The following is a 12,724-nucleotide window of genomic DNA, read 5'->3' as shown; positions in this document are numbered from 1 at the left end:
CGTGAATAAAGTTGTTAAAATACTTTTGCTTCTAGGTTCACTGATTTTAATGGCATTATTTGGTGCGGTGGCCATCACCACTTGGTCAGCCGATACAGCTTGGCAACCACCAGATAATGTCCAATGGTTCTTGCAAGACAACGAGTACGCACGTCAAGCAATCTTTTGGGTAGCGCTGGTTTTACTAGGAATTATGCTCTTTCTATTTTTATTCATTCTTTTATTCCCAAGAAGAAAAGGCACGTTTGAATTAAAAGAAGAGCAAGGAAAGTTAGTGTTACACCGTAAAGCCATCGAAGGATTTGTACGCTCTAGCTTGCAAGACAGCGACTTTCTGGAAGCACCAACCATTCGTGTAAAGGCGACAAAACGGCGCATTAAGGTCAATGTCAAAGGCACACTGAAACGAACGGCAGATTTAATTGGACAAACAGAAGCTTGGTCAAAAACAATGGAAGAACGGCTTGCTCGTTTGGTGGGAACTGGTCACAAGATTACGATTGATGTTCATTTTGAAGATATTCAATCAATGAAACGACCACAACAACAGCAAACACAAGCACGTGTGGAGTAGGAGGGATGTACAATGGTTGAATGGATAAAACAATATGCCGTTCCGTTAATTGGTGGCCTAGTCGGCTTGGTTTTTGCAATCTTGTTTCTGTCAATCGGCTTCTTTAAAACATTGTTAGTAGTACTCCTGACAGGACTAGGTATTTGGCTAGGTTTGTATTTGGAACAGACAGGCATTGTCAAAAATTATTTTCATCATAAATAGGAGGTTTTGGCTATGGAAAATGCAAATGTATCGATTGTTAAAGGTGAGTTGACGTTTGAGGATAAAGTAATCCAAAAAATTATTGGCATTGCTTTGGAAGAAGTCGACGGTTTGTTAACTGTGGACGGTGGTTTTTTCTCGAATTTACGAGATAAAATGATTAACAGTGAAGATGTTACAACAGGCATTCACACCGAGGTCGGCAAAAAACAAGTCGCAGTGGATATGGACATTGTAGCCGAATACGGGAAAGATATCGAGACCATTTATGATCAAATGAAAGAGGTTATTACTCGCGAAGTCCAACAAATGACTCACTTGGAAGTAATCGAAGTCAATGTCAACGTAGTAGATATCAAAACACAAGCAGAGTACCAAGAAGAAAGTGAAACAGTCCAAGATAAACTTGGCAACGCCGCTGAAGCGACAGGTAGTTTTATGTCAAAACAAACCAACAAAGCCAAACATGCGGTAACTAAAGGCAAGACAAAAGTCAAAGAAAACACGGCACCTCGTGTTCAATAATTGGTTATTATTTTATTAAAAATAAAGCAATAATAGAAGAAACTAGGAGGAATGAACCATGAGTAACGAAAAATTCAATAATGTACCAAAACCAGCAGGAAACGGACCACACACACCAGATGATCATGCAATCAAAGGTGAATTAACATTTGAAGATAAAGTCGTTCAAAAAATTATCGGTTTAGCCTTAGAAAATGTCGATGGTCTATTAACAGTCGATGGCGGCTTTTTCTCAAATATTGCTGAAAAATTAGTAAACACAGATAACGTCACAGCTGGTATTGATACCGAAGTTGGTAAAAAACAAGTCGCTGTTGATATGGATATCGTAGTAGAATACGGCAAAGATATTCAAGACATTTACGAAAAAATGAAAGAATTAATCAGCCGTGAAGTGAAAAAAATGACCCACTTAGATGTGATTGAAGTGAATGTTAACGTAGTTGATATCAAATCAAAAGAAGAATACGAAGAAGATAGCGAAACGGTTCAAGATAAAGTCACAGGCGCTGCCAAAAGTACCGGTGAATTTGCTTCTGAACAAACAGAAAAAGCAAAAAAAGCTGTGAATAAAGGAACAGAACAAGTCAAAGAAAATATGGAACCACGTGTAGAATAAACAGTTAAAGGGAGGAAACAATCATGGGCTTTATTTGGGCATTAATTGTCGGCGGTGTCATTGGGGCAATCGCTGGAGCAATTACTAAAAAAGGATCATCGATGGGCATTATTGCCAATATCATTGCAGGGTTAGTTGGTTCAACAATTGGTCAAGCCATTTTAGGCACATGGGGACCAAGCTTAGCTGGGATGGCTATTGTGCCATCGATTATCGGGGCAGTGATTTTAGTTGCCATCGTTTCATGGATTTTAGGACGAAAATAGAGAAGATTTTTCAGAAGAGTTTGGGCGATTGTCCAAACTCTTTTTTTATATTCTTTAATATCATTCAGTTTATTAGAATTAGATTAAATATAACTTTCCTTTGATAGGCGGTTTTGTTAAAATTTAATTAAAAAGTCGTTGCGTGGCAAAAAGGAGGTGCATCAGTGAAACATAGGAAACAATGGTTAATCGGACTACTCATTATTTTAATCATAGGAATTGGCGGAAAATGGTATATGGACAAACAAGAAAAAGCGAAACTACACGAAATTCAAACAGACTTAGCGAACTATTTGTATAATAACTATCGGATTTATACAAAAAATAAAGAAAAATCGGAAGAAATAAAGAAAAAATATAATCGAGGAAATGGTTCAATAACAGAAAAAGAGTATCTACAAAAAATGAAAAGTATTAGAGAATACTCTGATATCAACAAAATAGAATTTACAAGTTTTTCAGTGGGACCAATGAATAGTTTGGATGTCGAATTTATTATCAATGATGTTTATCCAGATTATACAATATTAGGTACTATCTCAGCAGAAACAGGAAAATTTCGCTATAGTTTTAACACAGGCAACACGATAAATAATTATGTTTTGGAAAGAAAAGAACAGCCAACTTCTGTAACAGTGCTAAAGAATAAAATTATTTATTATGAAGGAGGAATAAAGTAGTGGGCAATTATCGTACATAAAGAACAAGGAGGTGAACAAGTGAGACATAGGAAGCAATGGTTAATCAGTTTAATCATTATCTTAATCATAGGAATTGGAGGAAAATGGTACATGGATGAACAAGAAAAAGCAAAACTACACGAAATCCAAACAGATTTAGCGAACTATTTGTATAATAACTATCGAATTTATACATTTGATGAGCAAGAAAGAGCACAATTAGAGAAGAAATATAATAAGGGAAATGGAGAATTGAGTTATCGAGAGTATTCAAATAAATTAGATGAAATTGCCAAATACTCCGATATTAAAAAAGTAGAATTTACTAGTTTTATAGTAGGACCAATGAATACATTAAAAGGTTATTTTACCATCAACGACGTGTATGAAGAAGAAGTGGATTTAGACACGATATCAGCAGAAACTGAAAAGTTCATTTATAGCATAACAAATGGTACAGGCAAAGGTCCCTATTACATTGAAAAAAAAGATAAACCTACAAAGGAAAGAATGCCAGAAGACTTAATTGTGTATGATGAAGGAGGGATAAAGTAATGGATAACTATCGTACATAAAGAACAAGGAGGTGAATCAGTGAAACATAGGAAGCAATGGTTAATCGGATTACTCATTATTTTAATCATAGGAATTGGAGGGAAATGGTACATGGACGAACAAGAAAAAGCAAAACTACACGAAATCCAAACAGACTTAGCGAACTATTTGTATAATAACTATCGGATTTATACGAGAAATCAAAAAAAAGTCGAAGAGATTTATCAAGAGTTTAATAAGGGAAAAGGAAGTATTTCAGAAGAGGAGTATTTTAATAAATTAAGTGCGTTAAGAGAATACTCCGACATTACCAAAATAGAATTTACAAGTTTTTCAATAGGACCAATGAAAGGTTTAGAGGTCGAATTTATTATTAACGATGTGTATGAAGATAATACAACATTAAGTACTATCTCAGCAGAAACAGGAAAATTTCGCTATAGTTTGGATCCAGGAAATACGAGAAATAATTATGTTTTAGAAGAAAAAGAACAGCCAACTTCTGTAACAATGCCCAAGAATAAAATTATTTATTATGAAGGAGGGATAAAGTAATGGATAACTATCGTACATAAAGAACAAGGAGGTGAATCAGTGAAACATAGGAAGCAATGGTTAGTTGGAATACTCATTATTTTAATCATAGGAATTGGAGGGAAATGGTATATGGACGAACAAGAAAAAGCGAAACTACACGAAATCCAAACAGATTTAGCGAACTATTTGTATAATAACTACAGACTTTACACAGTAGATGAAGCAAAGGATGAACAGCTAAATAAGGAATACAACAGAGGGGAAGGTAGTTTAACTACGGAAGAATTTCTAAAAAAATCAGATGAATTAAAAGAATACAGCGATATTAAAAAAGTAGAATTTACAAGTTTTTCAATAGGCCTAGTAAACACGTTGAAAGTTTATTTTACCATCAACGATGTTTATGAAGAAGAGGTCAGTTTAGACACAATATCGTCAGAAACCAAGAAATTTATCTATCGAATAACGAATAGTACAGGTAGAGGTCCCTATTATATTGAACAAAAAGATAAACCGACAGAATTAACGATTCCGGAAAATTTAATTATGTATTATGAAGGAGGGATAAAGTAATGGATAACTATCGTACATAAAGAACAAGGAGGTGAATCAGTGAGACATAGGAAGCAATGGTTAGTTGGAATACTCATTATCTTAATCATAGGAATTGGAGGAGCAATGTATATGAACGAAAAAGAAAAAGCAGAATTACACGAAATCCAAACAGACTTAGCGAACTATTTGTATAATAACTATCGGTTATATACAGTGAACGAAAAAGAAGAAGAGAAAATTTTTAAAGAATTTAATAGAGGTAAAGGTTCCCTGACAGAACAAGAGTTTTTTGACAAGCTTGAAAAACTAAAAGAATACTCCGATATCAACAAAATAGAATTTACAAGTTTTACAGTGGGACCAATGAATAGTTTGGATGTCGAATTTATTATCAATGATGTTTATCCAGACTATACAATATTAGGTACTATCTCAGCAGAAACAGGAAAATTTCGCTATAGTTTTAACACAGGCAACACGATAAATAATTACGTTTTGGAAAGAAAAGAAAATAGTAGTACAGAAAAAATGCCAGAAGAAAATATTATCTACACTAATAAAGGAGTTGAATAAGTAGAAATGACAGAAAAGAAAATGGGTAAGAAATTGGATGATTTTAATAAGTTGTCTAAAGAAGTCTATAAAGTTGAAAGGGAACAAGTTGTTTCTGATAAAACGGTAGTTGAAGATAAATATTTAGTACTGGACACCATCGATACCGATAAAGATACCCTTGGATACGAACGTGAACCTAGAAATAACAGTATGCAGGCTATGACGGTTGCAGAAATTAAAAATCAGTATAAACATTTAAAGGACAATCAATTAAAGGAAGTACCAGGCTATCCCCAATCCGTAATCAACCAAAATCTCACCATTGTCTACGCTGGTACCAAATCATGGCAAGATTGGAAAACCAATTTTCGAGAAATTGGCTTTAATGACAAACACCAAGCTGGAGCGTTCCAATCTGCTTTAACATATGCCAGTCAGATTGAGCGCCAATATTCTCCTGAAGCTGGCTATACAATTAACACGACAGGTCATTCTCTTGGTGGTGCCGAAGCAATTTACGTTGCGGTTTTGAAAGGCTACAATGCCATCACGTATGGTGCGGCTGGTTCAGGATTGACAGACGAACAAATTAAAAACTACAAAGGTCAAATTATTAATTTCTATGATACTTCAGATGCGGTCACCAGCAGTTTTGTAACAGGTGGACAAGGGAAAATTCCTTTTTATAGTTTTGGAGTTGATAATTATAGTGGCGTAATTGTCGGCTGGGTTAAAAAGACGTTCGGCCATGATTTGGATATGTTTAAAACTGATGATGACGGAAATTATATTGATAAATGGGGCGACATTGCTGTCTATTCAGATGGGCATGGTGGCGTCGCAATCGAGCAAACCATCCTGGCGCAGCAGATTTTAGAAAATAAAAATAGAATCCGTGGGCTGGAGACTTACGACGGCACGAATCCTGAGACATTGGCAGAAATCAACCGTTTAAAAAAAGAAAACAAATGGCTTCAAGAACAACTGAAACAATTTAATCAGTTGAATGAATTACGTGTTTCTTTAACGGCGAGCGGTGGCGGATTATCTAGTAATGAACGGATTTATTTAGAAGATAGTCAAGCCTTAGCGGTTGTTAAAGTCGCCGCATCACAATTTGATGTAGCGATGGAAGAGTGCCTACATATTTACAAAAAAGTGATGCAAGAATTACAAGAAGATTGGGAAAACGGATTGCAACTCATTCAACGACATACACCAGAACTTTCGTATGCAGAAATGAGAGAGGCGATGGATCAAGTCCAATGTACGAAACAAACGATGGTTGACCAAGATCTGGAATATTTCCAGAAAAAATTCAGCAAAATCAATCGTATTAGAACTTCATTTGTTCAATTAACCCAACAAATTACCGCTAAAATAAATGAATTGGTTCAGAGAGATCAAGAATTAGCGAACCAACTGAAAGGAGCCTTAACATGACGACAGCCGATGAGCTAGAAAGATGCCGCAGACAATTGCGGGAGTTAGATGAGCAAGAAATGCTCTTAGCTTCTTATCAGAGAAAAAGCCACCAACTCGCTGAAGAAACCTATTATAACATTCAGTCTGCTATTCGAATGATTGCCGAAAATCAGCAACCACTACAACAAGCGAGACAAGCGCTTGGCCGATTAGAATATGACTTTTCAGAAGAAGTAAGTCATGCTAAGAGAAAACTTTACCGTCAGAGGGAAGAGTTAGAAATAACGTATAGAAAATTAAATGCACAGCGGGAAAGTTAACGAAGGAGGATGTTCATGGAGTTATTGGAGAAATTATGGAAAGAATACCAAAAGAATCTGCAAAAAGTAACAGCGCAGTCTCTCGGTTTATCGCTGTTACAACAACAGAGTAAAAAAGTACAGAAAAGCAAGCGAAGGGAAAAAAATGCTTTAGCACAAGCCAAACGCTCAATAGAAAATGCAAATACTGGCTTAGAAAAGTCGATCCAAGGACAATTTGGCCAAAAAGTAACCGATGTCTTAGACATACAGAGTCAAACTATAGACAGTTTGTAATAGATGTGAACTCTTTCTTCAACAAAAATCAACAACATTTGTTGAAGTTATTTGTAGATAACGTTTATCATTCACAAATTTACATTTTTTTGTAACGGATATCTCGTATAGTAATAACTGCAAATGAATTTCAGAAAATTTTTTGATAAGTCATCAAAGTGAGGGGATAGCGGTCTTTTATTGAAAAATAGCAACACAAAATAAACAGAACAAAAGAGAGAGGAATTCAAAGAATTATGACAGAACAAACACCAACAAAGCTTTTGAATAAAGGCTTTATCAGTATTACAGTGATTAATTTCATTGTCTATCTTGTTTATTATTTATTAATGGTTATTATTGCGGTGATTGCGCAAGATAGCTTACATGCTACTTTAGGTCAAGCGGGTTTGGCCTCAGGAATTTACATCATCGGGACATTGCTTGCACGACTTTTCATGGGAAAACTCCTTGAACTGATTGGGCGCAAACAAGTCTTACGTTATGGGGCTTTGTTTTATCTTTTAACGACTGTTGCGTATATGTATATGCCAAGTATGGGCATTCTTTATCTGGTCCGTTTTTTAAATGGGTTTGGTTACGGAACCGTTTCGACAGCGACCAACGCAATTGTTACCGCCTATATCCCTAAAAATAAAAAAGGGGAAGGGATCAATTATTATGGGTTGAGTACTAGTTTAGCAGCCGGCATTGGGCCATTTATTGGGATGTTATTGTTAAATGTTTCCAACTTCCATGTCATTATTAACTTTTCAATTATTTTAATTTTGTTAACAACCATTGCTTGCTTCATTTTCCCAGTGAAAAATATTGAGTTAACACCTGAACATCGTGAAGCTTTATCTAAATGGAACTTTGATAGTTTTGTTGAAAAGAAAGTTTTATTTATTACATTTATCGCCTTTTTAATGGGTCTTGCTTATTCAAGTGTCTTATCTTTCTTATCTTCTTATGTCAAAGTAATCGATTTAGTTGATGTCAGCACCTTCTTCTTTATCGTCTATGCAGTCGTGATTACCTTAACACGTCCATCGACAGGTCGGATTTTCGATGTCAAAGGGGAACGCTACGTCATGTATCCGAGCTACATTTTCTTAACACTAGGCTTGTTCTTATTAAGTATGACTACGTCTGGTTGGATGTTATTAGTCTCAGGTGGGTTAATTGGCTTAGGTTATGGTACCTTCATGTCAAATGGCCAAGCGGTTTGTCTTCAAGAAAGCCCAAGTCCTCACCGTATCGGGATTGCTTTATCGACTTATTTCATCGGTTTAGACCTTGGATTAGGCGTTGGTCCGTACGTTTTAGGTGAATTACGTAACTTTATGTCATTCCAACAAATGTACTTCTTAGCAGGCTGTATCCCAATCGTTTGTACCATTTTATATATGGTCTTCCACAAAGCTAAAAATGATGCCAAAGATTTGTCTCTTGAAACGATTGAAGAGATTGAACACGGCTCAGAACTATAAATGGACAAGGAGTGATTTCAATGCCTAACGATGAACGGATTTTAAACGTTTTACAACAAACACTGACGGAAATTCAACGCATGAACACGCGTTTAGCTAAAATTGAAACAGAGTTAGCCGATGTCGATCAACATCACGCGACTTTGGATCATTACTTGCAAGAGCTAGAATTGGTGACAGAAAATAACAACGTCATGTAAAATGAGTAGTTAGTAAATGAACGTTCCACGCTTCGTTATCATTAGAGTGGAACATTGAAAAATTTTCGTAACGTCAAAAGGTAGCAGTTTTTCTGCTACCTTTTGACGTTTTTTGTAATTTAAAGAAAATAAGCAAGAAGAGCGTGGGACAAAAATCACTTTGGATTTTTGCTCCATGCTCAAAAACTGATAAACGGCGGGAACAGAAGCAACTCCTTCGGAAATAAGCCGAAATTCTCCAAAAATTAAAGAACACCAGGTAGGTATCATGCAACATCAACTCGTACCTCGTTGTGTTTTATGACAATTTTCGGAAATTCCTTCTTATTGCTGAGAAACACTATTTGCAAAGCAAATAGATGTTGAACAGTACCTACTTGGTTCTCGGAGCTAAACACTTCTGTCCCGACCTCCTCTTGCTTATTTTTATCACTTAAAATGTTTCACGTGAAAACTTTTAAAAGTGGCGTGGACTTTGTTTGGTGACAATTTGTGTATTTAAATTTTCTAAGCTCTGCGCTAGTTCACCAATGCTAGCGGAAAAATCAACATAATAAGTAGGAATCGTTGATTTGACACTAATTTCTGAAAAGATATTTGTAATAATTACATCGAAAGGCTTTTCTGGTGAAGCGACAAAAATTAATTTTTTATCCACGGCTTTACTTAGCTTTTCATAAAGGGTATCTAAAATTAAGTTACTTTGGTTGGTCCGTACTAAGACACGAATCGGTGGTAAAGATTTCGTTTTCAGTGTACAAAAAAGAATGAACAAGCAGTCAACTAACAATTTTTCATTGCCCATCAATGTTGGAAGCATTTCAATTGTAAGTCGCTTCACATCTTTGTAGAGACTCGGATTTTTTTGAAGTGCTTCTTTTAAAAAGCTTTCTTGCACAAATGGATTGGCAATCGTAACAAAGGTCTTAAAAAAGACACTTAAATTTTGGATAGAAGTATATAGATAAAGATACTCGTGAAATGTCAATTTAATTTGATAAAAAGACGTCAGTTGATAAATAATCTCTTTAATGGGCGAGCCTAACAGCTGGACCATATGCATCCGAGCTGCTGGAATTTCCAAGACCTCTTGTGTGGCGTAACTGACACTAATCGTTAATAAGAAAAAGGCAAAAAGCCCTTCTTTTTGTATAAATTTTGTTGGAACTTGGTGTAAAGCTTCTTCTTTAAAAAATAATTCAAATTCACTCAGATTAACAAAGGGATTAACAATCGCTTCTTCCTCTACAAAAGTTTCTTTGATAAAAAAGCCCTCTTTCCAACGCGCTAAAATCACCGCAGAAAAAATCAAGTCTTTTGTAAAATCTTGTGTTGTATTGAAGGAAACAGAATGTTTTAAACGTCGAAAGAGACTATGGACTTCTTTTTTAGTGATCGTGTGCAACGGCCAGTCTCCTTCAGAATAATTGTTCCAAAAAAGCATCATAAAGAAAATTCGGATGTCTTTTTCTTTGCCCACCAACACATTGGTACGTTTTAAATTGATTTCAATTTGATATTTTTGAAGCCATTGATTTAGTTGACCAATTTTTCGTGTAAAGGTTGACGAAGAAATTTCTAGGACTTTTTCAAAATGTTTGCTATCAATTGCATTATGATTAAAGGCGTAGGTCAACACTTGATATGCGAAACTTTTTTTGACAAAGTAAGGCATCAAGAACGATAGTTGGAAATAGGGTGCAAACCAAAATGTGATTTCTTTGGCGTTTGCCGACAAAGAAAATAAGTTCTCCCAGCCGTTCTTTTCAATTTCTGTTTGGAGCAAAGCCACGGATTGTAGAATGGTATTTTGTTGCATTTTTAATTGAGTGGCTAAAGTAGAAATCGCCAATGTTTGCTCTTCTGCTTCACGACGTTCGAGTAACTCTTCTAAAAGAGCAAAACTTTTACGATAAGGTACATCAAGTAATCCTGTTAACATCCGATTCCCTCCAAACTGTTTTCCCCACGTAATTTAGCAAAATAAATTTTGCGAACTACTTGTTTTAGGTTATAGTATTCGTCTAGATAAGGAACGGGATGCCAATAAAAAGTTTTACTGGCGTGAAAAAGCGGATTATTTTTGTCAGTAATGACTAGGTCAGGCACTTCTTGAATATGATTGACGAATTTCAAAGGAACATCACAATAATTATTGATTTCCTTTGCTAACCAATTTTCTTGTATCTGATTAATAGATGAATGAAGCAAAATTTTAACCGGAATTTGTTTGTTTAATAAAACACTCCGAATAATTAAAAAAATGGTTTCTTTAAATAATGCATCTAGTGGGTGCTCTTTGTCAAAAGGCAAACGCTTTAAGAAGTAGTTGGTTGTTCGCGAAACGTTTGGATATTGCTTTTCATACAAAGAGACGTTAGCAACCTCATAGCTTAATTCCTCTTCCACAGGAAAATGAATTAGTCGTTCACTGGCATTGGATAAATTAACCAACAAAAAGACAACTTCTATTGCGCTTAAATCCAACTGTAATTGCGTACATTTTTCAAAAATCCAGGTGACATGTGGACTTTCATCCATGCCCATAATCGCTAAGTTGGCAAAGTTGACCGTTTCTATTTGTTCAAGTGAATACATCGTTAATGTACTGAAAAAATCATAGTAGAAACGAATTTCAGCCCGCCATGTGTCGGGTTCTTTTTGTTCATTAATAAAACAATCATTCACTAATAATTGAAATTCTGAATAAGGAAAGGCTAAATTGATCGTAGCAATTTCAGGATAATCGCTGATTGTAAAATCAGATTGGTAACGGAGTAAACCTATGGACATAATTAATTTTAATTTGCGTAAATCGGTATATGTAAAGTAAGGATAACGGTTTTTGATGATTTCAATAAAATTCTGCAATTGCGCTTGATTGGTTTTAGATAAAAAAGGAACGAGAGAAGTTCCTGAAATGAAAAATAAGGAGTAAAAGAAACTACGAAAATCTTTCTCTTTGCCACAAATTTTTTCTCGCCTTTTTAAATTTAAATAACAATTAAATCTAGCTAGATAATTGTTTAAACGGTCACTGACTTGTTTAAAGATAGAAAAGTTAATGAAATGCTCTTCACAAAAATCTTTGGCTGAAGTGTAGCGTTTTAAAAGTAAATCTAAGGCTAACATATAGGTTAATGACCCGCGGACTACGGCTTCTTTCATTAACTCAATCGGGATATTTTCATCGGCGACTAATTCTATGGACTGTTGATTATTAATAATGCGAATATGTACATTTTCATGTGTATTGACTCGAGAAATTAATAAAGTTAATTGATTCAATAAATTGTTGATATTGTAATGGGAAAATTCATATTTTCGCCGGAGTACTTGCATGGGGACTTTTTCTTTACTGTCATACAAGTATTCAATTAGGGAAAGTAACTGAATTTCCTGTTTGGTTAATAAGTTATGCATAATAACCACCTTTCTATTGGTTACGCTTGTTTGATTTTTCAGATAATACAGATAGAGCATTCTTTTCTAAGCGACATTGACAATTGCCAATGAAAGAACTAGTTGTTCTTATGCTACTGTATCTATTCTTAAAAATCAAGAAGAACTAAATGTGTTAAATAGAAGAAAATGCGGATAAAAAATGATAGAGCAAAAAATTATTAAGAAAAACAAATGGTTTATATAAAACATTTAAATAACAAAAATGATAATTTCAATCTGTTGATTTTTTAGCTTAAATAGCTTATACAAACAGGCTTTTTTGTCTAGTTCGTTCTTGTGAAAAAGTTTAAAAAAAACGGTATAGTGGAAGAAGGACTAGTACAAATAAAAAAGGATTAAGGGAGTGTTTTTATAAAGGTGAAAAGGGTTTCTAGTGTTTTATCAACTTTTTCTATTTGGAGGAGAAGTTGTTGATAATTTTTGCTGAAAAATCCCGTTATACTCTTCTTATTCTTATAGAAGGGTCTATAGGAATAAGCAGAAAATGAATCCGCAT

The 12,724-nt window shown here is 34.9% G+C and carries 17 protein-coding genes; 15 read left to right on the top strand and 2 right to left on the bottom strand.

The features are described from left to right. Nucleotide 1 precedes the first annotated feature (1 nt). From amaP to AB3I34_RS09675, 15 genes are all read left to right on the top strand, one after another. Entirely contained in the window at nucleotides 2–574 is a 573-nt protein-coding gene (gene amaP / locus AB3I34_RS09745) for an alkaline shock response membrane anchor protein AmaP (RefSeq protein ID WP_002381343.1), read from the top strand. A gap of 12 nt (nucleotides 575–586) precedes the next feature. Continuing rightward, on the top strand, nucleotides 587–778 hold the full coding sequence (locus AB3I34_RS09740) for a DUF2273 domain-containing protein (RefSeq protein WP_002356087.1): 192 nt from the start codon (nucleotides 587–589) through the stop codon (nucleotides 776–778). A 12-nt stretch (nucleotides 779–790) separates the two neighbouring features. After that, complete coding sequence (locus tag AB3I34_RS09735) at nucleotides 791–1,303, top strand: Asp23/Gls24 family envelope stress response protein (RefSeq protein ID WP_002383483.1); 513 nt, start codon at nucleotides 791–793, stop codon at nucleotides 1,301–1,303. A gap of 58 nt (nucleotides 1,304–1,361) precedes the next feature. Next, nucleotides 1,362–1,922 (top strand): Asp23/Gls24 family envelope stress response protein, encoded by a 561-nt coding sequence (locus AB3I34_RS09730; RefSeq protein WP_002368605.1) that lies wholly within the window; start codon nucleotides 1,362–1,364, stop codon nucleotides 1,920–1,922. Nucleotides 1,923–1,945: 23 nt separating this feature from the next. Beyond that, nucleotides 1,946–2,188, top strand: a complete 243-nt coding sequence (locus tag AB3I34_RS09725; RefSeq protein WP_002356092.1) for a GlsB/YeaQ/YmgE family stress response membrane protein — start codon at nucleotides 1,946–1,948, stop codon at nucleotides 2,186–2,188. 164 nt (nucleotides 2,189–2,352) lie between these two features. After that, entirely contained in the window at nucleotides 2,353–2,868 is a 516-nt protein-coding gene (locus AB3I34_RS09720) for a hypothetical protein (RefSeq protein WP_010711876.1), read from the top strand. Nucleotides 2,869–2,907: 39 nt separating this feature from the next. Next, a complete protein-coding gene (locus tag AB3I34_RS09715) occupies nucleotides 2,908–3,423 on the top strand; it encodes a hypothetical protein (protein ID WP_010711877.1) in 516 nt (171 codons plus the stop codon). A gap of 39 nt (nucleotides 3,424–3,462) precedes the next feature. After that, complete coding sequence (locus AB3I34_RS09710) at nucleotides 3,463–3,978, top strand: hypothetical protein (protein ID WP_075582765.1); 516 nt, start codon at nucleotides 3,463–3,465, stop codon at nucleotides 3,976–3,978. A 39-nt stretch (nucleotides 3,979–4,017) separates the two neighbouring features. Further along, on the top strand, nucleotides 4,018–4,533 hold the full coding sequence (locus tag AB3I34_RS09705) for a hypothetical protein (RefSeq protein ID WP_025189269.1): 516 nt from the start codon (nucleotides 4,018–4,020) through the stop codon (nucleotides 4,531–4,533). 39 nt (nucleotides 4,534–4,572) lie between these two features. Continuing rightward, nucleotides 4,573–5,088 (top strand): hypothetical protein, encoded by a 516-nt coding sequence (locus AB3I34_RS09700; RefSeq protein WP_010816883.1) that lies wholly within the window; start codon nucleotides 4,573–4,575, stop codon nucleotides 5,086–5,088. A 33-nt stretch (nucleotides 5,089–5,121) separates the two neighbouring features. Next, nucleotides 5,122–6,513: a DUF2974 domain-containing protein gene (locus tag AB3I34_RS09695; RefSeq protein WP_025189270.1), complete on the top strand. Its 1,392-nt coding sequence runs from the start codon at nucleotides 5,122–5,124 to the stop codon at nucleotides 6,511–6,513. After that, on the top strand, nucleotides 6,510–6,815 hold the full coding sequence (locus tag AB3I34_RS09690; RefSeq protein WP_010711882.1) for a hypothetical protein: 306 nt from the start codon (nucleotides 6,510–6,512) through the stop codon (nucleotides 6,813–6,815). The genes AB3I34_RS09695 and AB3I34_RS09690 overlap by 4 nt, the downstream gene beginning before the upstream one ends. Nucleotides 6,816–6,824: 9 nt before the next feature. Next, nucleotides 6,825–7,091, top strand: coding sequence for a hypothetical protein (locus AB3I34_RS09685; protein WP_025189271.1), 267 nt, complete (start codon nucleotides 6,825–6,827; stop codon nucleotides 7,089–7,091). A gap of 236 nt (nucleotides 7,092–7,327) precedes the next feature. Then, entirely contained in the window at nucleotides 7,328–8,563 is a 1,236-nt protein-coding gene (locus AB3I34_RS09680) for an MFS transporter (RefSeq protein ID WP_002356101.1), read from the top strand. Between the two features lie 20 nt (nucleotides 8,564–8,583). Next, the gene (locus AB3I34_RS09675) at nucleotides 8,584–8,763 is read left to right on the top strand and encodes a hypothetical protein (protein WP_002381345.1); all 180 of its coding nucleotides are present in this window, start codon (nucleotides 8,584–8,586) and stop codon (nucleotides 8,761–8,763) included. Nucleotides 8,764–9,220: 457 nt separating this feature from the next. Here AB3I34_RS09675 and AB3I34_RS09670 read toward each other — a convergent pair whose 3' ends face one another. Further along, nucleotides 9,221–10,705, bottom strand: coding sequence for a helix-turn-helix domain-containing protein (locus tag AB3I34_RS09670; RefSeq protein WP_010711884.1), 1,485 nt, complete (start codon nucleotides 10,703–10,705; stop codon nucleotides 9,221–9,223). Then, nucleotides 10,699–12,186, bottom strand: coding sequence for a helix-turn-helix domain-containing protein (locus tag AB3I34_RS09665; protein WP_010711885.1), 1,488 nt, complete (start codon nucleotides 12,184–12,186; stop codon nucleotides 10,699–10,701). The genes AB3I34_RS09670 and AB3I34_RS09665 overlap by 7 nt, the downstream gene beginning before the upstream one ends. Between the last annotated feature and the right edge of the window lie 538 nt (nucleotides 12,187–12,724).

It is taken from the genome of Enterococcus sp. C102(2024) (genome assembly GCF_040888205.1).
GTDB classification, from domain to species: domain Bacteria; phylum Bacillota; class Bacilli; order Lactobacillales; family Enterococcaceae; genus Enterococcus; species Enterococcus faecalis.
The sequence above is the reverse complement of the archived record's forward strand: the minus strand, read 5'-3'. Positions and strand labels throughout refer to the sequence as shown.